Source organism: Rhodoferax sp. P2_H8_2, assembly GCF_056403235.1.
Genome location: NZ_JBFUFW010000013.1, coordinates 16,561 through 41,107, shown reverse-complemented (window position 1 = coordinate 41,107; position 24,547 = coordinate 16,561). Strand labels below are relative to the sequence as shown.

The 24,547-nt window shown below is 61.1% G+C and carries 25 protein-coding genes; 21 read left to right on the top strand and 4 right to left on the bottom strand.

The window, feature by feature from the left end; all coding sequences use genetic code 11:
- Window positions 1-76: 76 nt before the first annotated feature.
- From AC1DV6_RS17790 to AC1DV6_RS17760, 7 genes are all read left to right on the top strand, one after another.
- Complete coding sequence (locus tag AC1DV6_RS17790; protein ID WP_477979826.1) at window positions 77-637, top strand: outer membrane protein assembly factor BamE; 561 nt, start codon at window positions 77-79, stop codon at window positions 635-637.
- An 11-nt stretch (window positions 638-648) separates the two neighbouring features.
- Window positions 649-1,470, top strand: coding sequence for a 4-hydroxy-tetrahydrodipicolinate reductase (dapB, locus tag AC1DV6_RS17785; RefSeq protein WP_477979824.1), 822 nt, complete (start codon window positions 649-651; stop codon window positions 1,468-1,470).
- On the top strand, window positions 1,467-2,108 hold the full coding sequence (locus AC1DV6_RS17780) for a MotA/TolQ/ExbB proton channel family protein (protein WP_477979822.1): 642 nt from the start codon (window positions 1,467-1,469) through the stop codon (window positions 2,106-2,108). The genes dapB and AC1DV6_RS17780 overlap by 4 nt, the downstream gene beginning before the upstream one ends.
- 19 nt (window positions 2,109-2,127) lie before the next feature.
- Complete coding sequence (locus AC1DV6_RS17775; protein WP_477979820.1) at window positions 2,128-2,565, top strand: ExbD/TolR family protein; 438 nt, start codon at window positions 2,128-2,130, stop codon at window positions 2,563-2,565.
- Between the two features lie 63 nt (window positions 2,566-2,628).
- On the top strand, window positions 2,629-5,322 hold the full coding sequence (gene leuS / locus AC1DV6_RS17770) for a leucine--tRNA ligase (RefSeq protein ID WP_477979818.1): 2,694 nt from the start codon (window positions 2,629-2,631) through the stop codon (window positions 5,320-5,322).
- 4 nt (window positions 5,323-5,326) lie between these two features.
- Window positions 5,327-5,842: an LPS-assembly lipoprotein LptE gene (locus tag AC1DV6_RS17765; RefSeq protein ID WP_477979816.1), complete on the top strand. Its 516-nt coding sequence runs from the start codon at window positions 5,327-5,329 to the stop codon at window positions 5,840-5,842.
- A 98-nt stretch (window positions 5,843-5,940) separates the two neighbouring features.
- The gene (locus AC1DV6_RS17760) at window positions 5,941-6,420 is read left to right on the top strand and encodes an Lrp/AsnC family transcriptional regulator (RefSeq protein ID WP_477979814.1); all 480 of its coding nucleotides are present in this window, start codon (window positions 5,941-5,943) and stop codon (window positions 6,418-6,420) included.
- Here AC1DV6_RS17760 and AC1DV6_RS17755 read toward each other — a convergent pair.
- Window positions 6,404-7,414 carry a MurR/RpiR family transcriptional regulator gene (locus AC1DV6_RS17755; protein WP_477979812.1) on the bottom strand — a complete coding sequence of 337 codons (1,011 nt, stop codon included), beginning with the start codon at window positions 7,412-7,414 and terminating at the stop codon, window positions 6,404-6,406. The two genes, AC1DV6_RS17760 and AC1DV6_RS17755, sit on opposite strands and share 17 nt — an antisense overlap.
- Before the next feature lie 2 nt (window positions 7,415-7,416).
- Window positions 7,417-9,363 (bottom strand): cyanophycinase, encoded by a 1,947-nt coding sequence (locus tag AC1DV6_RS17750; RefSeq protein ID WP_477979810.1) that lies wholly within the window; start codon window positions 9,361-9,363, stop codon window positions 7,417-7,419.
- Window positions 9,364-9,525: 162 nt separating this feature from the next.
- Here AC1DV6_RS17750 and AC1DV6_RS17745 point away from each other — a divergent pair, with 162 nt between their 5' ends.
- The 9 genes from AC1DV6_RS17745 (at window position 9,526) to holA (ending at window position 19,968) form a co-directional block, all read left to right on the top strand.
- The gene (locus AC1DV6_RS17745) at window positions 9,526-10,344 is read left to right on the top strand and encodes a transporter substrate-binding domain-containing protein (protein WP_477979808.1); all 819 of its coding nucleotides are present in this window, start codon (window positions 9,526-9,528) and stop codon (window positions 10,342-10,344) included.
- A gap of 58 nt (window positions 10,345-10,402) precedes the next feature.
- Complete coding sequence (locus AC1DV6_RS17740) at window positions 10,403-13,150, top strand: TonB-dependent receptor (RefSeq protein WP_477979807.1); 2,748 nt, start codon at window positions 10,403-10,405, stop codon at window positions 13,148-13,150.
- Between the two features lie 107 nt (window positions 13,151-13,257).
- Complete coding sequence (locus tag AC1DV6_RS17735; RefSeq protein WP_477979806.1) at window positions 13,258-13,944, top strand: ABC transporter permease; 687 nt, start codon at window positions 13,258-13,260, stop codon at window positions 13,942-13,944.
- Entirely contained in the window at window positions 13,944-14,651 is a 708-nt protein-coding gene (locus tag AC1DV6_RS17730; protein WP_477979804.1) for an ABC transporter permease, read from the top strand. Before AC1DV6_RS17735 ends, AC1DV6_RS17730 begins: the two co-directional genes overlap by 1 nt.
- 9 nt (window positions 14,652-14,660) lie before the next feature.
- Window positions 14,661-15,776 (top strand): succinylglutamate desuccinylase/aspartoacylase family protein, encoded by a 1,116-nt coding sequence (locus AC1DV6_RS17725; protein ID WP_477979802.1) that lies wholly within the window; start codon window positions 14,661-14,663, stop codon window positions 15,774-15,776.
- Window positions 15,773-16,555, top strand: a complete 783-nt coding sequence (locus tag AC1DV6_RS17720; protein ID WP_477979800.1) for an ABC transporter ATP-binding protein — start codon at window positions 15,773-15,775, stop codon at window positions 16,553-16,555. Before AC1DV6_RS17725 ends, AC1DV6_RS17720 begins: the two co-directional genes overlap by 4 nt.
- Before the next feature lie 363 nt (window positions 16,556-16,918).
- Entirely contained in the window at window positions 16,919-17,974 is a 1,056-nt protein-coding gene (locus AC1DV6_RS17715) for an ornithine cyclodeaminase (RefSeq protein WP_477979798.1), read from the top strand.
- Window positions 17,971-18,879 (top strand): arginase, encoded by a 909-nt coding sequence (locus AC1DV6_RS17710; protein ID WP_477979796.1) that lies wholly within the window; start codon window positions 17,971-17,973, stop codon window positions 18,877-18,879. The genes AC1DV6_RS17715 and AC1DV6_RS17710 overlap by 4 nt, the downstream gene beginning before the upstream one ends.
- A gap of 15 nt (window positions 18,880-18,894) precedes the next feature.
- Complete coding sequence (gene holA, locus AC1DV6_RS17705; RefSeq protein WP_477979794.1) at window positions 18,895-19,968, top strand: DNA polymerase III subunit delta; 1,074 nt, start codon at window positions 18,895-18,897, stop codon at window positions 19,966-19,968.
- On the opposite strand, the gene AC1DV6_RS17700 is transcribed toward holA, so the two are convergent.
- Both AC1DV6_RS17700 and AC1DV6_RS17695 read right to left on the bottom strand, forming a co-directional pair.
- Window positions 19,969-20,439 carry a glycine zipper 2TM domain-containing protein gene (locus tag AC1DV6_RS17700; RefSeq protein WP_477979792.1) on the bottom strand — a complete coding sequence of 157 codons (471 nt, stop codon included), beginning with the start codon at window positions 20,437-20,439 and terminating at the stop codon, window positions 19,969-19,971.
- Window positions 20,440-20,567: 128 nt separating this feature from the next.
- Window positions 20,568-20,825: a hypothetical protein gene (locus AC1DV6_RS17695; RefSeq protein ID WP_477979790.1), complete on the bottom strand. Its 258-nt coding sequence runs from the start codon at window positions 20,823-20,825 to the stop codon at window positions 20,568-20,570.
- A 95-nt stretch (window positions 20,826-20,920) separates the two neighbouring features.
- Here AC1DV6_RS17695 and AC1DV6_RS17690 point away from each other — a divergent pair, with 95 nt between their 5' ends.
- The 5 genes from AC1DV6_RS17690 to AC1DV6_RS17670 are packed head-to-tail and all read left to right on the top strand — an operon-like array spanning window position 20,921 to window position 24,536.
- Complete coding sequence (locus AC1DV6_RS17690) at window positions 20,921-21,967, top strand: ABC transporter substrate-binding protein (RefSeq protein ID WP_477979788.1); 1,047 nt, start codon at window positions 20,921-20,923, stop codon at window positions 21,965-21,967.
- The gene (locus AC1DV6_RS17685) at window positions 21,967-22,560 is read left to right on the top strand and encodes an SCO family protein (RefSeq protein ID WP_477979786.1); all 594 of its coding nucleotides are present in this window, start codon (window positions 21,967-21,969) and stop codon (window positions 22,558-22,560) included. Before AC1DV6_RS17690 ends, AC1DV6_RS17685 begins: the two co-directional genes overlap by 1 nt.
- The gene (locus AC1DV6_RS17680; RefSeq protein ID WP_477979784.1) at window positions 22,560-23,009 is read left to right on the top strand and encodes a cupredoxin domain-containing protein; all 450 of its coding nucleotides are present in this window, start codon (window positions 22,560-22,562) and stop codon (window positions 23,007-23,009) included. The genes AC1DV6_RS17685 and AC1DV6_RS17680 overlap by 1 nt, the downstream gene beginning before the upstream one ends.
- The gene (locus AC1DV6_RS17675; protein WP_477979782.1) at window positions 23,006-23,782 is read left to right on the top strand and encodes an ABC transporter permease; all 777 of its coding nucleotides are present in this window, start codon (window positions 23,006-23,008) and stop codon (window positions 23,780-23,782) included. The genes AC1DV6_RS17680 and AC1DV6_RS17675 overlap by 4 nt, the downstream gene beginning before the upstream one ends.
- Entirely contained in the window at window positions 23,772-24,536 is a 765-nt protein-coding gene (locus tag AC1DV6_RS17670; protein WP_477979780.1) for an ABC transporter ATP-binding protein, read from the top strand. The genes AC1DV6_RS17675 and AC1DV6_RS17670 overlap by 11 nt, the downstream gene beginning before the upstream one ends.
- Window positions 24,537-24,547 lie beyond the last annotated feature (11 nt).

Sequence of the window (24,547 nt, the reverse complement as noted above, 5' to 3'; positions counted from 1 at the left end):
TCCAGCGGGTAAAGAGGGCGGCTGACAATACTCCAGCCGCTACAATCGCCCGATCATATCGTTCCCCCAAGCCCCCATGTCAGAACACTATCGCAGCCGCATCCATTTTTACTGCATCGCCGTGGCGTGCTGGGGTTTGTCTGCTTGCAGCAGTTTTTCGGGCGCTAGCGCACCCGGGCAGGATGTCACCACCCGCATGCTGAAGGTGATAACGCCTTACAAGATCGACATCGTGCAGGGCAACGTGGTGACCCGTGAGCAAGTGGCATTGCTGAAGCCTGGCATGGAACGCAACGCAGTACGCGAAGTCATTGGGACTCCGTTGTTGACCGATGTGTTCCATGCGGACCGTTGGGACTTTGTCTTCACTTTGCGCCGCCAGGGGTTCCCGTTCCAGTCGCGCAAGGTCACGGTGTATTTCAAGAACGATCTGTTGGATCGCGTTGAAGCGGATGAGCTGCCCAGCGAATCGGAATTTGTATCCACTCTGAAAACCGACTACCGCACGGGTACCGCGCCTGCGATGCAGGCCAGTGAAGAGGCTCTGAAGAAATTCCCGCTGCCCAAGCCGGTGCCGCCAGTCGCGGAAGCGCCGCCACCAGTGGACTATCCGCCGTTGGAGTCTTCCGCCAAGTAAGTGGTGGGCGTATGAGCAACTTGGTTACCTCCACCCATCGCATTGCCGTGGCCGGCGCGTCTGGCCGCATGGGGCATATGTTGATCGAAGCCGTTCGCGACGCAGATGATTGCGTTCTAGCGGGTGCGCTCGATATCGCATCCAGCCCAGCCATTGGGCAGGACGCAGGTGCTCACGCAGGCCAGACTACCGGCGTTCAGATTACCGCCAATCTGCGCCAAGGCTTGCAAGACTGCTCGGTGCTAATTGATTTCACACGCCCTGAAGGCACGCTGGCGCATTTGCAGGTGTGTCGCGAATTGGGCGTTGCCGCAGTCATTGGAACCACCGGTTTTACCGAAGAGCAAAAGCAAGAGATCGCGGCGATCGCGCGTGATATCCCGATCATGATGGCGCCCAACATGAGTGTGGGTGTCAACGTGACGCTCAAGCTGCTGGAAATGGCGGCCAAGGCGCTGAATACGGGTTATGACATTGAGATCGTTGAAGCGCACCATCGCCACAAAGTGGATGCCCCCTCCGGCACTGCTTTGAAGATGGGCGAGGTCATTGCCGATGCACTGGGCCGCGACTTGAAGGATTGCGCGGTCTATGCGCGCGAAGGCGTGACCGGCGAACGCGATCCCTCCAGCATTGGTTTTGCGACTATCCGTGGTGGCGACATCGTGGGCGACCACACGGTGCTGTTTGCGGGTACCGGTGAGCGCATCGAGATCTCCCACAAGTCTTCCAGCCGCGCGACCTATGCGCAGGGCAGCTTGCGCGCCGTGCGTTTCCTCGCGGGCAAAAAGGCGGGCCTGTACGACATGTTTGATGTGCTGGGACTGAAATGAACGCCTTTACAGCCCTGTTGCACGGCGATGCTGTCAGTGTGACGGTGGCCGTAGTACTACTTGCCATGTCGGTGGCCAGCTGGGTCGTGATTTTGTGGAAAGCGCGTTTGTTGAAGCGGGCATTGAGCGATGTGGCGCGCAGCACAGCCGCTTTCTGGCAAGCGCCGTCGATCAGTGAAGCGCTGACAACTTTGCCCGCGTTTGACCGTGAAGCCCTGGTACTGCCCTTGGTAGCGGCCACACAAATTCAAAGCTCCGGCACGCTGGCCTCGTCAGGAGACCGTTCCCAGCAACTCACCCGCGTACTGCGCGATGCGCTGCATTTGGTGATTCGCAAGCTGCAGGCTGGGCAGGTATTGCTGGCCAGCGTGGGTTCCACTGCACCCTTTGTCGGCTTGCTCGGCACCGTCTGGGGCATTTACCACGCGCTGATCGGTATTGCCGGGACCGGGCAGATCAGTATCGACAAGGTCGCAGGGCCTGTGGGCGAGGCCCTGGTCATGACTGCCGCCGGTCTGGCAGTCGCCATCCCTGCAGTTCTGGCCTACAACCTGTTGGGCCGCTACATTGGCCGCATCGAAGCCGATCTGGAAGGCTTTGCCCGCGATCTGCGGGAGTTGCTGGTCACTCAGCACTGAAGCCGGACAAGGGCCCCAGATGAGCTTCGGCAGGCTGGAACGCACACAAGGGCCTCAGCCCATGAGCGAGATCAACATGACGCCGCTGGTCGACGTGATGTTGGTGCTGGTGGTCATCTTCATCATTACCGCGCCGCTCTTGACCAGTGCGATCAAGGTGGATTTGCCCAAGGCCGAGGGCACGCAGAGTGCCAATACGCCCCGCTTTGTTGCGTTGACTATTGCACCTGATGGGAAGATTTATCTCAATGATCAGGCGATGGACGTTGCAGCGTTGGCCAGTGCTTTGGACCAGGCCGCGCAGCGCAACCGCGATACGGAAGTGCAGCTGCGCGCCGATGAAGCCGTGCCTTATGGTCGAGTCGTCGAAGTCATGGGCCTGGCCCAGAAAGCCGGGCTGAACCGCATCGGTTTCGTGGCCCAAGCACCCAGTCCCGGGGCTAGTGCTGCCCGTTGAGCGGCGCTGCACCTAAAATCCCTAGAAGCTTCTCCATAGACGGCCCCAGGCCGTCGTAATTCCATGCAAGACAAATACCAGCATCTCGACGTAGAAAAATCGGCCCACGCGCATTGGGCGCAGCCTTTGTGGAACGGCCGCACCGCTTACCGCGTGGTCGAAGATTCGTCCAAGAAAAAGTTCTACGCCTGCTCCATGCTGCCATATCCCAGCGGCAAGTTGCACATGGGCCATGTGCGCAACTACACCATCAACGACATGCTGACGCGCCAGCTGCGCATGCAGGGCTACAACGTGCTGATGCCCATGGGCTGGGACGCGTTTGGTCTGCCGGCAGAAAATGCGGCGTTGAAGAACAAGGTGCCGCCAGCAAAGTGGACCTACGACAACATCGCCTACATGAAGAGCCAGATGCAGTCCATGGGACTGGCGATTGACTGGAGCCGCGAGGTTGCCACCTGTGACCCGGAGTACTACAAATGGAACCAGTGGCTGTTCCTGAAAATGCTGGAGAAGGGCATTGCCTACCGCAAGACCCAGGTGGTCAATTGGGACCCGGTGGACCAGACCGTGCTGGCTAACGAACAGGTCATTGATGGCAAGGGCTGGCGCACCGGTGCGACCGTCGAGAAGCGAGAGATCCCCGGTTACTACCTGAAGATCACCGACTACGCACAGGAGCTGTTGACCCATGTGCAGGACGGCCTGCCAGGCTGGCCCGAGCGCGTCAAGCTGATGCAGGAGAACTGGATCGGAAAATCCGAAGGCGTGCGCTTCGCGTTCACCCACGATATCAAGGACGATACGGGTGCACTGATCGGCGATGGCCGCATGTACGTGTTCACCACGCGTGCCGACACCATCATGGGCGTGACCTTCTGCGCAGTCGCGCCGGAGCATCCGCTGGCGCTGCATGCTGCCAAATCGAATTTGCGTCTGGCCGCCTTCCTGGAGGAATGCAAGGCCGGGGGCACGACAGAAGCCGAACTGGCCGTCAAGGAAAAGCTGGGTATGCCAACCGGCTTGTCGGTCACGCATCCCTTAACAGGTCGCTTGGTCGATGTGTGGGTTGGCAATTATGTGCTGATGGGCTACGGCGATGGCGCTGTGATGGGTGTGCCTGCGCACGACGAGCGCGACTTCGCGTTTGCGAAGAAATACAACTTTGCGATCAATGATGTGGTGCATATCGATGGCCTGACCTACGACCACAGCCAGTGGCAGGACTGGTATGGCGACAAGCAGCGCGGTGTGACCGTCAACTCCGATGTGTTCAGCGGCCTGGCATATAAGGACGCGGTAGACGCCGTGGCAAAGGCCCTCGCGGCTTTAGGCTTGGGCGAGAAGAAAACGACTTGGCGCTTGCGCGACTGGGGTGTGAGCCGCCAGCGTTACTGGGGCACACCGATTCCGATCATCCATTGCGACGAGCACGGTGCAGTGCCCGTGCCCGAGAAGGATTTGCCAGTTATCTTGCCGCAGGACTGCGTGCCCGATGGCTCCGGCAACCCGCTGCACAAGCACGAAGGCTTCCATGCTGGCGTGGTTTGCCCGGTCTGTGGCAAGGCGGCACGGCGCGAGACCGACACGATGGACACCTTTGTGGACTCGTCCTGGTACTTCATGCGCTATTGCGATCCAAAGAACAGCGACGCCATGGTGGCCGGGGGCGCCGACTATTGGATGCCGATGGACCAGTACATCGGCGGCATCGAACACGCGATCCTGCACTTGCTGTACGCGCGCTTCTGGACCAAGGTGATGCGTGATTTGGGACTGGTCAAGGTCGACGAGCCCTTCACCAAGCTGCTGACGCAAGGCATGGTGCTGAACCACATCTACTCGCGCAAGGGCGACAAGGGGGGCAAGGAATACTTCTGGCCGCACGATGTGGAGAACGTGTTCGACGAAGCTGGCAAGATCACTGGCGCCAAGCTGAAGAACGCCGTCGGTGATTTGCCGGTCGGTACGGCCATTGAGTACGAGGGCGTGGGCACGATGTCCAAGTCCAAGAACAACGGTGTCGATCCGCAAGACCTGATCGAAAAGTACGGCGCAGACACCGCGCGTCTGTACACCATGTTCACCGCGCCACCCGAGGCGACGCTGGAGTGGAACGATGCGGCGGTGGAAGGCAGTTACCGCTTCCTGCGCCGCGTCTGGAACTTTGGCTACAAACTGTCTGCTATGGATTCAGGAGCTGCTCACGCAAGCGTGGCGGGCGCTACAGCCCTAAAAGATGTTGAGTTTGGCAAGGAGGCGAAAGCCCTGCGTCTGGAAATCCACACCGTGCTGAAGCAGGTGGACTACGACTACCAGCGTATGCAGTACAACACCGTGGTCTCCGGTGCGATGAAGATGATCAACGCCTTGGAAGACTTCAAGGCGCTGGACTCCGCTGGCGCGCAGGTCGCGCTGATCGAAAGCTTTGGCATTCTGCTGCGCTGTCTGTACCCCGCTACACCGCACATCGCGCACACGCTGTGGGCCGAGTTGGGTTACGCCGGCACGCTCGGTGACATCCTCGATGCGCCGTGGCCGAAGGTTGATGAAGCTGCGCTGACGCAGGATGAGATTGAGCTGATGCTGCAAATCAACGGCAAGCTGCGTGGCTCGGTGGTGGTTCCTGCGGGCGCTTCGAAAGAGGTTATTGAGGCCGCCGCGCTGGCGACAGATGCGTTCAGCAGCCATGCGGCGGGAGCGCCGGCCAAGAAGGTCATCGTTGTGCCCGGCCGCTTGGTCAATGTGGTGGTCTGAGCCAATGCGCACCCCACACTCCCTGGCCCGACGCACTGCTTTGTCTGTGGCGGGTGTGCTGTGCGCTGGACTGCTGACCGGCTGCGGTTTTCAGTTGCGCAACAGCCAGACCTACGGCTTCCAGTCGATTGCCGTGACGCCCTCGCGCGGCAGCCCGGTGGCGCTGGATGTAGCACGCTACTTGGCCAGCGGTGTGCGGGTGGTCTCTGCACCCGATGTACAGCCGCCACCCGATGTGATTCTGGACATCCTGCAGGAGCAGCGCGACAAGACTGTCGTGGGTGTTAACGCATCTGGCCAGGTACGCGAGTTTCAATTGCGCCTGACTGTCAAGTTCCGCTTGCGCACGCCGCAGGGCGCGGAACCCATTGCGACGACTGAAATCGTGCAGCAGCGCGACATCAGCTTCAGCGAAACCGCCGTACTGGCGAAAGAAGCCGAAGAGGCTTTGCTGTACAAGGACATGCAGGCCGACGTCGTGCAGCAGTTGCTGCGCCGACTCGGTGCGGCAAAAATATGACGCCCCCACGCTCTGCCGCTGTCGCGGGTCGCTGCCCCCACTGGGGGCTAACCTGCCTAGGGACGGCCCGGCGGCAGGTTGTCACTCTAAGGTGCTGAATGGAACTGGACCGCGTCGACCGCACCCTGCTGGAGCTGTTACAACACGATGGCCGCATGAGTGCGCAGGCGATGTCGGAGGCGGTGAACCTGTCGGCGCGGGCCACGCTGAACCGCGTGCGCCGGCTCGAAGAAGAGGGCCTGATCGAGGGCTACCGCGCCATGCTACACCGCACCGCTTTGGGCGAGCATGTCTCTGTGTTTGCCGAGATCGCGCTCAAAGACCAGCGCCAGGCCACGGTGCAGCGCTTTGAGCAGGGCATGATTGCCTGCCCGGAAGTGATTGCATGTTACCTGGTCAGCGGCCGTTACGACTACCTGGTACGTCTCGCTTGCCGCGACCTCGCGCACTACCGCGATCTGACCAGCGCGTGGCTGGACGATGTGGCGCTGGGGATCGACAAGATCGTCACCAGCACCGAGCTGCAAACCGTCAAGGAATTTGCGGGTTTCCCGCTGTCGGTCAGAAACCCCGACTGATACGCCGCGTGCCCTTGTCGGGCGCGCTGTCACCACTGCCCTTGTCGGTGCCTGGCTTGTCCTTGTACAGATAGGCCGAGATTGCGTCGGTCAGCTTTTCGGCCTGGTGCACCTGGTTCTCCCCACTGACCATCAGGCTCGTCACCAAAGCTTCAATCACCAGAAGCGCCGCGCTGTAGCTGCTGGACAGCACCGGGTGGCTGGCCGGCGCAATCAACACATCGTGCGCCCAGGTCGTCAACGGCGATGCCATCGAATCGGTCAGCGCAATGACATGGGCGCAGCGGTCGCGCGCATAGCGGGTCAGCATCACCGCATCGCTGGCATAGCGTGGGAACGAAATCGAAATCAGCAAGTCCTTCGGGCCGATATTCATCAGGCGCCCGGCCGCCACTTCGGTGCCACCAAATTCCACGACGTTGATCGCCTGGCGGCAAAACGGTTGCAGGTCCAGCGCCAGCATGGCCGACAGGTGCGCGCTGATGCCAAAGCCCAGGATGTAGACCGTCTCAGCGGCGAGTATCTTGTGCGCGGTGGAGACCAGCAGCGACGGGTTCAGGCCCAATGCCGCCGCTTGCAGGTTGCTGAGACTGGCTTCCAGACTTTCCGCCACGATGGGGTTGATCTGGTTGCCCTTGTCGGCATTGCGTTGCAATGCATTGCGCAATTTGTCGACCGGCTGGAACACCGGCTGCAACGCGTTTTGCAAAGTCTCCGCCATGCCGCTGCGCAGCGCAGCAAAGCCGCTGAAGCCCACAGTGCGGGCAAAGCGGCTCAGTGTGGCGGTGGAGGTTTGCGTGTTGCTGGCAAGCTCTTCAATGCCCCAGGCAGTGGCGCGCACCGGGTTGCGCAACAGGAAGTCGGCGATCACCGCATTGGAACCACGGCCCTCATTCAGCACCTCGCGCAACTTCAGGCCCAGCGGAGATTGCGCGAACGCAGTGTCGACGGAGGGGCTGGTGAATGCGGCGGTGGAAGGTGCGTCTGTGGCCATGGTCAGGGTGCAGCGCAGGTGCCGCAAGGGGCAAACTTTAACAGCAGCTGTGTATAGGACAGGCGCGGGCCGCCCGCATCCGTGCGTGCCGGGTCACCGCGGAATTCGGTGTCTGGTGCGCGGCTCAGTGTCGCGTTGTAGAAGGGCCGGTCCTGGCGCGGCGTGCGCCGGTCCTGGCTGCGCTCGGTAGTACCCAGGCCTAACGGAGCGCCGCCAAAGCCCATGGCCTGCGCCAGCTTCAGGAAGTTGCCTGTGCCGTAGTCCTGCACACCATCCTGTTTCGCTGGGGCTGCGCCGGCTTGCAACGGCAGCAGCGGTTGTGATGCGTCGAGGCGAACTTGCAAATTGCCTTTGGCGTCGACAGTGGCCGTATCGCCCGCGCTCAGGTAATGCAGGCGCACGCCGTCGATGGCGTATTCGCCCGCGGTGCTTTGTCCAGTTGCCGTGGCCTGGCGCACATCGACGATCAGCACACCGGCCGCGCCTGTTACCGACAGATGCGTGGCGCCCCGCGCGTCTGGCCGCGACACAACCAGCGCCGTGTTCTCGTCGACGCCAAAGCCATAGTCCATGCCACTTTGCTGCGTCAGCCGCACCAGCCGCCCCTCACGCGTGCGGATCGAGAAATGCGAATCCAGTAGGCCGAGTTGAAAAAAGCCCAGGCCACCCAGTTCGTAGCTGCTGGCCGGGTACTTGCCTTCGCCGCCGTCGGGTGATGCGGTGCCCAGCGTCGGACCGTTGCCGCGGATGTAGCCCGCTCGCAGCGCTTCGTAGGAGTCGCCACCGCCCAACATCGGCACCGGTTTGCCGTGCCATGTGCCACCGCCCTGGATGTGGTTGCCCGCGCTGGTGCCGGCCACGACCAGCTTGCCCTGGGCATGCCGCGCACGCAGGATGGAAAGCTGCGCGCTGATGACGGTGTACTGCCCCTTCGAATCCTTGCTGACAAAGCTCTCCAGATGGCGCGCCTGGTCACCGCCCGAGAAGTAGATGCCGCTGAGTTGCTTCAACGTGGCATTCAGCAGCGCGCCATGCTTGTCGCAAAAGCGGTGCTGCTGCGCCGCGAGATCGGGGTAGACCAAAGCGCTGTGAAAATAGCTGCGCGCGCTGCGGGTGTTGGCGTAGCTGTCGTAGTACAGATCGAGCGCCTTGCAGTCGTCGCGATCCAGCGCCTGGCGCATGCCGCCGTCGATGGGGATGTAGACCACGTCGGCACCGGCCGAGCGCAGCGCATCCAGGTTGATATCGGCGTCAGAAAACGGGTGCGCATCGGCGGAAGCGGTGACCACGCCAATCTTCGGCGTCTTGCCACCATTGGCTGCGCGCGCTGCGGCAACAAACTGCTGGAACGTGGAGCGCACATGCGGGTTGCTAGCGAACAGCACGGAGCGCGCCTCGTGTTTGCGTGGTGACGGTGGGATGGCGTCGACCAGCGTGGCGCGCAGTACCGCGACTTCCGGGCGCGTCAGATCGGCGGTGAGTGCGGGTGCTTCCGCACCACGCGCCTTGTCCAGCGCCGCAAACGCCACGTGCTCCAGTGGGCTGGTGTTGGCCAGCGCTTCCAGGGCTGCAAGCAGTGCGGCTTTGCGATGCGCGTCCATCAGTGGTGGGGGAATAGCGCGCACGCGTTGCAATGTTGCCGGGGTCAGGCTGTAGGTGAAGGTGGGCAGCGCGTAGTTCGCGTCGAAGCTGATGTCGGTGAGTGCCTGGCCCGCAAAGACCGGGTCGTGCGCAAGGATGGTGGGCCAGCCGGTGATGCAGCCGCGGCCCGCCGCTTCGCCGTTGAAGCTGGAGCAATGCCGGTCGCCGCCGCCGAGGATGAAGTTGGCGATTGCTGGAGCGGGGGATGGCGCAGTGGTGGTGCGCGTTTGTGCCGACGCAATGCCGCAAACCAGCAGGCCGATGGCCAGAAATTTCAAGGCGCGAAGTGCCGGATTTAGTGGGCGCATGAGAGGTAATTAATTTTCATTTAGTCTGATTATGAAATTAATTTCAGTTAAATGCGCGGGCATCTAGCTATGGAATGACGGAATTTTGCGCAAAAGGAGGGCAGGGTTTGCACTAGTATTTTCTTATTACTTAATTATGAAAATAAATGTACACTTCGCCCAATGTTGAAAATAACCGCCCTTTTGAAGATGCAAGCCCGTTGCATTGTGCCTGCCGTATGTGTCATGGCTGTGCAGGTGTTCACGCCTACGCTGGTTCATGCGCAAGCGCCTGGCTGGGCCAAGATCCGTATCGGGGTGGAGGCCAACTACCCACCGTTTTCGCAAATGGGCACGGATGGCAAGTTCTCCGGTTTTGATATCGATATTGCCCGCGCGCTGTGCGCCGAGATGAGGGCCGAGTGCACCATGGTGTCGCAGGAGTGGGACGGCATGATGCCCGCGCTCAACGCTCGCAAGTTCGACATGGTGGTGGCGTCCATGACGATTTCCGACGAGCGCCTGAAGGTTGCCGATTTCAGCGACTCCTACTACGACATCCCATCCACTTTCATCGCCAAGACGGGTAGCGTCAAGGACATCAGCCCCGCTGCGCTGAAGGGCAAGACCATCATCGTCACCCGTAACACGCCGCGCGCGCGCTACATCGCTGCCCACTACAAAGACAGCCAGCTGCTGCAAGTGGCGAAAGAGGCCGACGTGACGATGGAGCTTGCGGCAGGGCGTGGTGATCTGGGCTTCGGCTCGGCACTGGCCTCTACCGTGGCATTTCTGAAATCGCCCGAAGGCAAAAGTTTCAGCAAGGTTGGCCCAGCCATCAACCCCAGCGGCAACAAGGACGGCGGCACCGGCATTGCCTTTCGCAAGGGCGAAACCAGCCTGAAAGACAAAGTGAACGCCGCGCTCAAGGCGATCACGGCCAACGGTGCCTACAAGCAGATCAACGACCGGTATTTCGACGTCAGCATCCGCGGCCAGTGAACGGCCGCACTTTCCCATTCCCTAAACCCCTCTCCACCAACCACAATCAAGGCCTTCCATGACCCGCTCCATGAAAACCTACCGCGCCCGCGCCGCGTTTGTGCTGCGCCCCAGTGCCTACGCTACGACCCTCTCGCTCGCCCTGTTGGCGGGCCAGTCAGCATTCGCCCAGTCCGAACCCGTGCAGACACTGCAGCGCGTGGAAGTGACCGGCTCGTCCATCAAGCGCCTGAGTGATGAAAATGCGCTGCCTGTGCAAACCATCACCCGTGAGGAAATCCTCAAGAGTGGTGCGACCACCGCGGCAGAAATCGTCAAAAGCATCAGCGCAGCCAGCGCGCCTCTGTCAGACGGCGCCAGCATCACCGACGGCACCTCGGGCCAGCGCGGTTTCAACGGTGTCAATCTGCGCGGCATTGGCGTGTCGTCCACGCTGGTCTTGCTGAACGGTCGCCGCCTGGCGAACTTCGCAACGCCCGGTGACAACGCAGGCGTGGATTTGAACAACATTCCAGCGGGCGCGATCCAGCGCGTGGAAGTGTTGAAAGACGGCGCATCTGCCATTTACGGCACCGACGCCATCGGCGGCGTGATCAACTTCATCACCCGCAAGGACTACCAGGGCTTTGACGCCAGCGCTTCGGTGGCAGACACCCAAAAGGGCGGCGCCAGCAAGCGCACCGCATCAATCAGTGCCGGCTACGGCGATCTGTCGACCGACGGCTTCAACGTTTTCGGTGTTGTGGATGTGCAAAAGCTCGGTGCACTGCGCTCCACCCAGCGCGATTGGATTGCCGAGCGTGCGCTGGCAACCACATTGCCTGCGCTGATGTCGTCCAACACCTACCCGGCCAACGTAGACATCAATTCGAGCCAGCGCGCCAAGCTGATTGCTGCAGGCTTGTTGCCTGCAGGTTCCACTGCGAGCCGTGTCAACCCCAGCGCGCCAGGTTGCAACCCGCCTGCAACGGTCTACGCACCAGCAGGCCCTGGCGGCAAGGCCGGTTGCAGCTACGACTACATGCAGGACACGGAAATTTACCCTGCTTCTGACAAGGTCGGCTTCCTGGGCCGCGCCACCGTGCAACTCAACGCCGACCACCAGCTGTATCTGGAGCTGATGCAATCCAAGGCCGAGACCGAATACGTATTGAGCCCCAACCCCCTGCGGGTGCGCAACCTGCCCACCAGCGTGTTGCCCACCGCCTATGCCAATGCCCTGGGTGCCGGCACCTTTGCTGGTATCCGCTGGCGCATGACAGAAGCCGGCAACCGCACCAATGAGGTCACCAGCCTGGGCCAACGTGTGGTGGCAGGTGCAACCGGGGCTTTGGGCAGCTGGGAGTACGACGTTGCCTTGACCCGCGCAGAGAACACGACGACAGACAAGTACGTCAATGGCTACACACTGTTTGACAAGATTGATGCTGGTATTCGCAGCGGCATCATCAACCCTTTCGGAGCCAGCTCGCAAGCCGGCAAGGACTACATCAATGCCGCAAAAATCAACGATGAGGCACGCAAGTCCAAAGGCGTGACCGAAGGTATAGACGGCAAGTTCACCACCACCATCGGCAAGCTGGCCGGCGGCGACGTGGCCCTGGCCATCGGCGGAGAAACCCGCCGTGAGACGACCAGCTTCACGCCTTCGGCGCTGCTGTTGTCCAACAATATTGCGGGTGACCGTGACAGCTCGGGCACCTTCGGCGGCTTGACTGCGAGCAGTGACTCACGCACCGTCACGGGCGTGTTCGCCGAAGTGGTTGCGCCCGTGACCCAGGAACTGGAACTGCAATTTGCAGTGCGCAGCGATGACTACAGCGGTGTCGGAACCACGACCAACCCCAAGATCGGTGCCAAATGGCAGCCCAACAAAACCGTGCTGTTCCGCGGCTCTGCTGGCACGGGCTTTCGCGCACCTTCGCTGTATGACCTCAAGGGCGCTACCACCTACGGTACGGCTTCGAGCTTCATTACTGATGCTTACTGCGTCAACAACAACATCGACACCATTGATTTCTGTACAGACCAATGGCCCGTTGAGCGCCGCAGCAACCCCAACCTGAAACCTGAAAAGTCGAAGCAGTTCTCGTTGGGTACCGTGCTCGAAGTCAGCAAGAACTTCACGTTCGGTGTGGACTACTGGAACATCGAGAAGACCGATGTGATCAGCACAGTTGGCGAGCAGCTCATCACCGACAACTATGCCAAGTACAACGGCACGCTGATTCAACGTGATGCCGACGGCTTCATCACCAACATCATCCTGCAGAAAGACAACCAGGGCAGCCTGAAGACTTCGGGGCTGGACCTGAACTTTGACTGGCGCGGCGACGCGTCGGCGAACGGCCGCTTCACGGCCAGCCTGAATGGCACGCTGATCTTCAATTACGACCGCCAGTTCGGTAAGGACACGGCGTACGTCAGCAATCTGGGAGCCTTCGTGAACGACCAGGTGATCCAGAAATGGCGCCACAAACTCTCGCTCGGCTGGGATATCGGTGACCTGGGGTTGACGCTGTCCAACACCTACCTGTCGGGCTATCGTGACCAGAATACGACCTACGACCCGGTTGCCAACAAACTGCTGCAGGCACGCGATGTGGAGGCCTACTCCCTGTGGGATCTGACCGGCAGCTACGCGCTGAGCAAGAGCCTGAAGTTGCGCGCCGGCATTCTGAACGTGCTGGACACTGCTCCACCATTCTCCAACCAGGCGTACTACTTCCTGGCCGGCTTTGATCCGACCTACTCTGACCCACGCGGCCGCAGCGGCTACGTGAGCGTGAACTACTCGTTCAAGTAATCGGCACTGCCCACCGGCTTGTGTTTTGCAAGCCAAATCGGCTGCTCATGCCCGCAGAATATGCGTGAGCAGCTCCTGATTCCATAGCAATCCACCGGAAAGAACCTGTGCTCTACGGCTATTTGCCAGCCATTCTGGAAGGGCTGGGCCTGACATTGCGTGTGTCGGCCCTGTCCTTGACCATTGCCTGCGTCTTCGGCCTGATCGGCGCGACAGCCAAGCTGTCGGGCTCGCGCGCCGCGCGCTGGAGTGCCGAGGTCTACACCACGCTGATCCGTGGCATGCCCGAGCTTGTGCTGATGCTGCTGATCTTTTATGGCGGACAGATAGCCGTCAACAAGCTGGCGGAAGCCCAAGGCTGGGATTACATCGACATTCCGCCGCTGTTGGCCGGTGTGCTGACCATCGGCTTCATCTTCGGTGCCTACCTCACCGAAACATTTCGCGGTGCCATCCTGGCCGTGCCGAAAGGCCAAGGGGAGGCCGGGATGGCATTTGCGATGACGCGCCTGCAAGTGATGCAGCGCATCGTGTTTCCGCAGATGGTGCGCCACGCGATTCCCGGCTTTGCCAACAACTGGCTAATCATGATCAAGGCCTCGGCCCTCGTGTCCATCATTGGGCTGGATGACATGGTGCACCGCGCAGGCCTGGCCGCTGCCAGCACGCGCGCTCCGTTCACGTTTTATGTCGCGGTGGCCCTGATTTATCTCACGCTGACCAGTGTCTCCATCTTCCTGCTGTCGCGCCTGGAGCTGCGCTTCAGCATCGGGGTGCGCAAGGTGCAGTTCTGATGGATTGGAACGTCATTCTCGAAAGCCTGCCGCAGTATGCGGAAGGGCTGCGCACCACGCTGGTCCTGTTGGTTATCAGCCTGGCGGCGTCGTTTGTGTTGGCGATTCCACTGGCGGTTGCGCGCGTGTCGCCGACGCAGTGGCTCGCGAAACCGGTCTGGTTTGCGACCTATGTGCTGCGTGGCACGCCGCTGCTGGTACAGCTCTTCATCCTGTACCACGGGCTGGCGCAGTTTGAGGCGGTGCGCGAGAGCGCTGTCTGGTTCCTGCTGCGCAACCCGTGGTTTTGCGCGTGGCTGGCTTTCACGCTGAATTCCACCGCCTACACAACCGAGATTTTTGCGGGCGCTCTGAAAGCCACTACGGTGGGCGAGATCGAAGCGGCGCGCAGTTACGGCCTGTCTGCCTTCACGATGTACCGCCGCATCCTGCTGCCCAGCGCGCTGCGACGTGCCTTGCCGCAATACAGCAATGAAGTGGTGGGCCTGATGCACGCCACCGCGATTGCCAGCACCGTCACGCTGGTCGACATCACCCGCGTGGCGCGCGACGTCTATGCCAACACGCTGATGGTCAGCGAGTCCTTCGGCGTCGCCGCCAGCCTGTACTTCGTGCTGACCTTCACCCTCGTCGGAATTTTCAAACTGCTGGAGCGCCGCTACCTGCGCCATCTGCGTCCGCAGGTGAGCGTCGGCGCGCCCGCGTAAGCGATCCCTATGCAACACCAAACCATTGAACTTCAACACTGCACGCCGGGCACGCAGCAAAGCCTGCAGGTACTGCGCTTTGGCAAGCCGGGTAGCGGCCCCAAGGTATACATCCAGGCCGCACTGCATGCGGACGAAGTGCCCGCCATCCTGGTGGCGCACCAACTGGCCACGCTGTTAGAGAATTTTGAATCGCAAGACGCGATCCGCGGTGAAATCGTACTGTTGCCGTTTGCCAATCCGATTGGCATGGCGCAGACCGTCTACGGCCAACACCAGGGGCGTTTTGACATCCGCGATGGCGGCAATTTCAACCGTGGTTATGCAGATCTTGCGAGCAAGGTGGCTGACAAGCTGCGCACCGTGTTGACGCAGGATGAAGCGAAAAATACGGCTCTGATCCGCTCAGGACTTGCGCAAACAGCTACTGAATTGATAGCGGTCACGCCTGCGCAGGATCTGAAAAACCAGCTGCTGCGTCTGGCAGTGGATGCCGACATCGTGCTGGACCTGCATTGCGACACCGATGCGGTGATGCACGTCTATGCGTTGACGCCGCAGTCCGCTTGGGCTGAAGAGTTGAGTGCATCTATAGGCGCACGTGCGCTATTGCTGGCCACCGAGTCCGGAGACTCGCCGTTTGACGAGGCCTGCACCCGCACCTGGTTGCAGCTGCAAGCCATGCTGCCCGAGTTTCCGATTGCACTGGCCTGCTTTGGTGCCACGGTGGAGCTGCGTGGCGAAGCGGATACGCAGCACACACTGGCTGCGCAAGACGCGCGGGGCCTGTGCGATTTTCTGGCGCGTCGCGGCGTGATCGATAACCCTGTGCCCAACCTGCCCACGCCGCAGTGCAAGCCCACGCCGCTGTCCGGGTCCGAGCCCATCACTGCGCCACACGCTGGTGTCGTGGTGTTCCATCGCGCACCTGGCGAAACGGTTGTCGCGGGTGATGTGATCGCCGACATCGTCGATGCGCTGACCGGTCAGGTCACGCAATTGCGTTGCAAATCGGGTGGTGTGCTGTACGCACGCTGCGGCTCGCGCTGGGCGACTGCGGGCAAGCGTCTCGCCAAGATCGCTGGTACCTCGTTGGCACGCACCGGAAAGTTGTTGAGCCCATGAGCGCACATTCCGAAACTGCCGTCCTGCAAGGGCTGGACATCCACAAGCGCTTTGGCAGCAATGAGGTGCTGAAGGGCGTCAGCGTCACCGCGCACCAAGGCAACGTCATCGCGATGATTGGTTCCAGCGGCTCGGGCAAAAGCACTTTCCTGCGCTGCCTGAACCTGCTGGAACAGCCCAACGCCGGGCGCATCATCCTGGCCGGCGATGAGCTGCAGATGGTGATGGGCAAGCAAGGCACGCTTGAGGTGGAGCGGGCAGGCCAGCTGCGCCGCCTGCGCGCGCAGGTGTCCATGGTGTTTCAGCATTTCAATCTGTGGGCCCACATGACGGCGCTGGAGAACGTCATGGAAGCGCCTATCCACGCACTGAAGCTCAGTCGCGCCGAAGCACTGGAGCGTGCCGAGAAGTATTTGCAAAAGGTGGGCGTCTACCACCGCAAGGATGCGTTCCCCGCGCACATGTCCGGTGGCGAACAGCAGCGCGTGGCGATTGCCCGTGCGCTGGCAATGGAACCCAAAGTCATGCTGTTTGACGAGCCCACTTCTGCGCTGGACCCGGAGCTGGTGGGCGAAGTGCTGCGCGTGATGCGCGCGGTGGCCGAAGAGGGCCGCACGATGATTGTGGTCACCCACGAAATGGGCTTTGCGCGCGAGGTCAGCAACCGTTTGGTGTTCCTGCATAAGGGTCGCATCGAAGAGCAGGGCGATCCGCGAGAGGTGTTGGCCAATCCGCAGTCGGAGCGGTTGCAGGCGTTTCTGTCCAACAGCTTGAAATAGCGATCATCCTTAGAGTCTTTTGCTGAGCATGCGTTGTGTCCTGCCGGGGTGGGGAATGCCCGGGGGGCTCCCGAGTGCCAAACGCGCACATATCGCCCCCCGAGCACTCCCCACCCCAGCGAGAAGGAGCCGGTAACGCACACCACGGTGGTTACAACCCAACGCAAACATCAACTCAAATCGCAAAAAACACAACTTCCGATTCGGAAGTAATGTGGTGAATTTACAGCGGTTAAAGCAGAAAGCATTAGCGATATCGTCGTTTACTGCAGAGTAGATAAGCCTAAACTTTGTAGCGAAGTGATGTATTTCCAATCCGGAAGCATGTCACCGCTTTGACATAAAAACTTCAGGAGATTGGGCATGACCCGCTATATCGACGTTACCGACATGCAGCAAATGGTTTTGCAACACAGTTCTGCACGCATGATGGCTGAAATGGCTGACTTCATCCGCGAGGATTTTGTTCGTTGGGAAGACTTTGACAAGTCCCCGCGCACGGCTAACCATTCGCGTGATGGTGTGATCGAGCTGATGCCGGTATCCGACGATGCGCTGTACGCGTTCAAGTACGTCAATGGTCACCCCAAGAACCCGCTGCAAGGCTACTCCACTGTCATGGCCTTCGGTGTGCTGGCCGAAGTTTCCAGTGGCTATCCGCTATTGCTCTCCGAGCTGACCATCACCACCGCCATGCGCACCGCCGCAACGTCTGCTGTCGCCGCCAAGGCCCTCGCGCGACCCGACAGCCGCTCTATGGCGCTAATCGGCAACGGTTGCCAGAGCGAGTTCCAGGCGATCGCCTTCATCACGCAACTGGGCATCAAAGAGATTCGCGTGTTCGACGTGGACAGCAAGGCTACCGACAAGTTTGTTGCCAACATGCGTCCGTTCACTGAGTCCGGCGCCGTCACCATCATCCGCGCTGCGTCCACACGCGAAGCCGTCAAGGGCGCGGACATCGTCACTACAGTCACCGCCGACAAAACCAACGCCACCATCCTGTCTGCCGACATGATCGAGCCCGGCATGCACATCAACGGCGTCGGTGGCGATTGCCCTGGCAAGACCGAGATGGAAGCTGACGTGCTGCACGCCTCCAAGGTGTTTGTCGAATACGAACAGCAAACGCGCATTGAAGGCGAGCTGCAACAGATGCCCGCCAACTTTGAAACCTACCCGCTGTGGAAAGTGCTGGCAGGCAACGCTGCGGGCCGCGACAGCGCAGAGCAAGTCACGCTGTTCGACTCGGTCGGCTTTGCGCTGGAAGATCTGTCTTCGCTGCGCTACCTGCAACAGCTCTCGCAAAAGCTGGGCATTGGCAGCACCGTCGATTTGGTGCCCGACATGACTGACCCCAAAGACCTGTTTGGAAGCGCTACGGCCGCCGCACGGCCCACATTGCTGCGCGCAGCATGAGCACATCCGTCCTGCACATCGTCGGCGCCGAAGTTGGCGAAGGCGCCAGCGACGGCGGTTGCAAATGGGGCGCTGCCGCATTGCGTGAGCACGGCATCCAGCAAGCGCTGGCGGCTACCGGCCGCATCGTGACCTGGGGTGACAACGTCACCGCAATGCCCACGGCGTCCACCAGCCGCCTCAACGCAATTGAAAACTTTTCTGCGCGCCTCTCCACCAGCGTGGAACGCGCGTTGCGCCAGGGCCACCAGCCCTTGGTGATCGGCGGCGACCACTCCTGTGCCGTCGGCACCTGGAGCGCTGTCGCCAACCATTTGCAACCCCAAGGCCGCGTGGGCCTGATCTGGATTGACGCCCACCTCGACGCGCACACGCCTGAAACATCGGACAGCCAGGCCCCGCATGGTATGCCGCTGGCCGCATTGCTGGGTCATGGCTCGGACGGCATGACCAGTCTTTACGGCTGGAAGGGCAAGCTGCAGGCTTCGGACGTGGTCGTCATCGGCGCGCGCAGCTACGAGCCCGCCGAAGTGGCTTTGCTGACGAAACTCAACGTGCGCGTGATGTTCATGGAAGAAGTGCTGGAGCGCGGCTTTGAAACCTGTTTTGCCGAAGCCCGCGAGATCGTGCAACGCAACACGGTGGGCTGGGGCATCAGCTTCGATCTGGACGGCCTGGACCCCTTGGACGCGCCGGGCACCGGCACGCCGGTGGAGACCGGCATCCGCCTAGCCGACGCGCTGCAAGTGCTGGACGGCATTAGCCAAGACTCGCGCTTTGTCGCGATGGAACTGACTGAATACAACCCGCTCAAGGATTTCGGTGGTCGCACTGCGCAGGCTGCTACGCAATTGGTGTGCGCCACGCTGGCACCCAACCGGATCGTCTTGGAGCAAGCGGCATAACGATAAACTCTGCGCATGCAAATCAGCGCAGGCCAACTCTCCAACCATCTCCAGCGCGGGCTCAAGAGCCTGTACACGCTGCACGGTGACGAGCCGTTGCTGCAACAGGAGGCTCTGGACGCGATCCGTGCCGCCGCCCGCACCCAAGGCTATACCGAGCGCACGTCGCACACCGTAGCCGGTGCCCACTTTGACTGGAGCGAAGTGTTGGCTTCCGGCGGAAGCTTGAGCCTATTCGCCGACAAGCAGATCGTCGAGATTCGCATCCCCAGCGGCAAGCCGGGCAAGGACGGCAGCGTCGCGTTGCAGCAGCTGGCTGAAAGTGCACAGGGCAATGACGACACCCTGACCATCGTGATGCTGCCACGCCTGGACAAGGCGACCAAAACCGGCGCCTGGTTTGGCGCGTTGGAAAGCTTTGGCATCACGCTCGAAGTGCAACCCGTAGAGCGCAACGCATTGCCGCAATGGATTGCGCAACGTCTGGCGGCGCAGGGTCAGCGCGTGCAGGCTGGCGAAGAAGGCCAGCGCACGCTGCAGTTCTTTGCCGACCGCGTCGAAGGCAACTTGCTCGCTGCACACCAAGAGATTCAAAAGCTCGGTTTGCTATTTCCTGCCGATGCGGGCGGCGCCGAGCTGAGCTTTGAACAGGTCGAAAGCGCCGTGCTGAATGTCGCGCGCTACGACGTGTTCAAGCTATCCGAAGCTGTGCTGGCCGGGCAAGCCGTGCGCGTGCAGCGCATGCTCGACGGCTTGCAGGCAGAAGGCGAGGCCGAAGTGCTGGTGCACTACACGCTCGCAGAAGACATCCGCGCCCTGAAGCGCGTCAAGGACGCGATGGGCCAAGGCCGCCCGCTACCTATGGCTTTGCGCGAAAACCGGATATGGGGCGCGAAAGAGCGCCTATTTGAGCGCGTGCTGCCGCGTATCAGCGAGACAGCGCTATCGCAGTTGCTGCAATCCGCACACACCGTCGATGGAATTGTCAAAGGCTTGAAGCAGCCGGATTGGCCGACCTCGGGCTGGCAGGCATTGCACCGGTTGGCGCTGCAGCTGTGTGGCATGTGTGCAGCGCCCCGTTCGAAGTAGTTACTTCTGGTTCTTCTTGGCGACTTCGTTGCCAATGTAACCACCGCCTACGGCGCCCGCAATAGTTGCCAGGGTCTTGCCGTCGCCACTGCCAACCTGGCTACCCAGGGCGCCGCCAATCAGGGCGCCCACACCGATGCCCACCGCGCTGTTGCGTTCAGCCGGCTTCTGCGCCGTCTGCACGGGTGCAGGGGGTGCGGTCTGCTGTGCTGTGTTTGTAGCCTTGTTGGAGTCGGAGCGCGCAGTTTGTTTGGCAGGGGAGGCCTCCTGCGAGCCGTTCTGAGGCGAAGCGTTTTCCTTGGACGACATATTCGCCAGGCTCGCGTTGTGCGCTGAATCTGATGTCAGCCCGTGCGAGGTGGGCAGCACACCGGTGATGGCTGCAATGCCGAGCAAACTGACCAGCGTGACGCAGACGGCTGCTACGGCCACCAGGGGGTGAATGCGAGGGGTTGTCCGGATCACGTTCATCAACTTTCTCCTTGTCAAAGCGTGCACACAAAACGGTGCCTGCCCAAATCTAACGGCCAAGAGGTCCGGTTGACCACATCGAAAGTGTTACGGCTGTAAGAAAGCGTAAAGCGGCGCCTCGGGTCGCTTCAATGCGGAGGCGCGGCGGTGGCGTCTGGCGGCGCATCGGAATCCGCGTCGGCCTGAACCTGAAACGGCAGCCACGCCGAATCGCTGTTGAGCTCCACGACGTCCGGTTTGGGCAACTCGCGCGGAAACCTGCGGCGTTCCACAATGACCGAGGCGCGAATGCTTTCCGGCGTCGCCTCGGGCGGTGGCTGCTGCGGTGTCGCGTGCGGTGGATGCGGCGTATGGGGCATATAACCGGTCACTCTAGCCCCGGCCAAGACAAACTGCCATCCCCAATATGGGGGATATCAAGGAGCGGGAGTTTGCTGTAAAAGGTGGAAAATGGGCCTTCTGACACGCACTAAGCCCATCCATGACCCACGACGCTGCTGAACCCATTTCTGGCCTGGACCGCAGGCAATTGCTTGGCAGCGCTCTGGCGATGGCGTTGCCCGCGGTCTCATTGTCCGCGGCGGCAGCAAGTTACAAGCCGCTGGTCGTGGGTGGTTTGCCGGTGACCTGCAATTTGACGTTGCCGGTGGCCTGCGTGGCGAAGGCAGCGGCCAACAGCGCCGACAAGAGCGGCAAGCCGCAATTCGAGTTTGAATACAGCAAGTACAACGGCTGGCCCGAGATCAAGGAGTCGTTGATGACAGGCCGCATTCAGGCGGCCTATATGCTGGCGCCGCTGGTGATGGATCTGGCGGATAAGAAGATCCCGGTCAAGATCGTGTCGCTGGGGCACCGCTCTGGCGCGGTCATCATGGTGCGCAATGATTCGCCGCACCAGAAGTTCAAAGACCTGGCAGGCAAGCGCATTGCGATACCCAGCCGTTTCGCCGTGGACTTCCTGTTCCTGCGCAAGATGCTGGCGAAGGAGGGCATGGCGCCGAAAGACATCCAGATCGTCGAGATGCCGCCGCCGGACATGCCAGCCGCGCTGTATGCGAAAGCGGTCGATGCGTATTGCACTGGCGAGCCGTTTGGCGCCGCCGCGCAGCGCGCAGGTTATGCGCGCCCACTGCGCATGACGCGCGACGAATGGCGCAACTACATCTGCTGTGTGCTGACCGTGCGCGAAGAACTGATCCAGGAAAACCGCCCGCTGGTGCAGGACCTGGTGAACCACGTGATGGGCGCAGGCCAATGGCTGGACCAAAAGCAAGACAACCGCAACAAGGCCGTGGCCATTGCGGCAGGCCGCAAGTTCTTCAACCAGGACCCCAACATCATCAAGTTCGTGATGGAGAACCCGACCGACCGCGTGACCTATGGCGACCTGCGCATGATCCGCACCGAGTTTGAAGAGCTGATGCAGCTCTCGATGGAGGCGGGAACGATCAAGAGCCCGGTGCCTTACGAGAAATACATGGACGAAAGCTTTGCGAAGGCCGCTCGCGCAGCCACGATCACGCTGTGATGAAGCGCCTTCTGACACTGTTGTTCGCCCTGATGTTGCCCGCTGCGGTGTTCGCAGCAGGCAGCACGCCGGATGTCAAACTCAAGGCGGGTGTGTTTGAGCCTCCCCATATGGCGCCCGAGTTCACATTGCGCGGCTCGGACGGTGCAGAGCTGAAACTCAGCCGCTACCGCGGCAAGCTGGTGCTGCTGGTGTTTGGATTTACGCATTGCCCCGAGGTGTGCCCGACCACGCTGGCCACGCTCGCGCAGGCGCGCAAGGCGCTGGGCAAGCAGGCGGATGCGGTGCAAGTGGTGTACGTGACCGTAGACCCGGAGCGCGATGACGCGGCGACTATTAAGAAGTACCTGGCTGTTTTCGACACCAGCTTCGTCGGCGGCACCGGCAAGCCAGACGTGTTGGCCGCGATGCGCCAGAACTATGGCGTGGTGGCTTCCAAGCTAGGCGCACCCAAGGACAGTGGCTACGGCATGAACCACTCCACGTCGGTCTACCTGATCGACCGCGCAGGCCGCCTGCGCGCGATGATGCCGTATGGCCATGCGGCGCAGGATTTCGTGCACGACGTCCGTCTGCTGCTGGCGACTCAGTGATGGCCTTGCCGTACCTTGCCCGCCGTGTCGGGCTGGCCTCTGCATCGCTCGCACTATTGGGCAGCCTGGCGTGGGCCGCACTTGCGCCTATCACTACCGATTCACGCGACGAGCTGTTTGAAATTCCTCCCGGCACCTATGCGCGGCGCATGGCGGGTGACAAGGTCGAAATCCTGCCTGATACGATCCGGCTGACTTTGGGTTTGAACGACACCTTGCTGTTGAGCAACCGCGACGAGGTGCCACAAATCTTTGGTCCGACACTGATCATGCCGGGGCAGAGTTTTCGGCTGCCGTTTGAGGTCGCCTCCACCTACAGCTTTGCGTGTACCGCGCATGCCAGTGGCGAGATGAGCGTGATCGTGGAGCCGCGGCCGGAACCGGGCTGGGCGAGCCTGAGTTGGCGCATGCGCGCCTGGATCAAAAATGCAAGGAAGGCGATAGCGTGATAGCAGAGACGTTCGGCCAACGGCTGAAGAAAATCATTCCACCGCTGATCGTGATCGCGTTGATCATCGCGGTCTGGTGGATCGTGGTCGTGCAAACCGAAAGCGCAATTTTTCCGACACCGTGGCAGGTGGTGACCGGCACGCTGGAGCTTGCCGAAGATGGCACGCTGTGGGAGCACATCGGCGCTTCGCTGTTTCGCGTTGGCATTGGTTTTGGCCTGGCGGTACTGGTGGCGGCTCCGCTGGGGCTGTGGATGGGCTGGGTGGGCGGTGCCTACCGCACCTTCAACCCCATCTTCCAGATGCTGCGCCCGATTTCACCGATCGCCTGGATACCGCTGGCCATCCTGTGGTTTGGCGTGGGCGATGTGTCGCCCATCTTCCTGATCTTCATTTCTTCGGTGTTCCCGATGATTGTGCAAACCACCTCGGGCGTGCACACCATCGAGCGGCGCTATTTGCGCGCGGCTGCCAACTTCGGTGTGTCGCGCGCCGTTTTGTTCCGCCGCGTGGTGATTCCAGCCGTTTTGCCCGAAATCATCGTGGGTATGCGCATCGGCATCGGTGTAGCCTGGCTGGTGGTGGTGGCGGCGGAAATGATCGCGCTGCGCTCGGGGCTGGGTTACCTGATCATGGACTCGCGCAACGCAGGCAACCGCTATGACCTGGTGATTGCCAGCATGATCATCATTGGCGTCATTGGGCTGCTGCTTGATGGCATTACCCGCCTGCTGGAACGGCTCAAGACAGTGAAGTGGCGCTATGTCCGATAAGAAAAACAAGATCGCCGTCAAGGACGTTCGCAAGAGCTTTGCCGCCGCCAAGGGTGCTGAGTTGCCCGTAGTGGGCGGTATCAACTTCACGGTGGCGGATGGCGAGTTTGTCGCCATCGTTGGGCCATCCGGCTGCGGCAAGTCCACGTTGATGAACATCATTGCGGGGTTTGAGCGCGCGGACAGTGGCTCGGTCGAGGTAGACGGCGCGCCGCTGAATGGCCCCAGCCCGAAAGGCATCGTGATCTCGCAGCATGGCTCGGTATTCCCGTGGCTGACCGTGCGGCAAAACCTGATGTTTGGCCTCAATGGCGATGACCATGGCGCGCAGCACAGCGAGCGCGCCGCGCTGGCCGACCACTACGCCGCGATGGTGGGGCTGAAAGGTTTTGAAGGCAGCTACCCGCATGAGTTGTCGGGTGGCATGCTCAAGCGTGCGGAGCTGGCGCGCGCCTTTGTGGTCAAGCCCGAAATTCTGTACATGGACGAACCGTTCTCGGCGCTGGACGCGCTGATGAACATGAAGATGCGCACTGAGCTACTGCGCATTCTGGAAGAAGAGCGCCACACGGTGCTGCTGATCACCCACGACGTGGAAGAAGCGATCTACATGGCCGACCGCATCATGGTGCTGTCACCGCGGCCGACGACGATTCAAGCGAGCTTTCAGGTGGATATGCCGCATCCGCGCAAGTTGTCCAGCCCTCAGGCGCAAGCCTTGCGCGAGGCGATCCTGAAAGAGCTGGGGCTGTAGCCGCAGGCCTC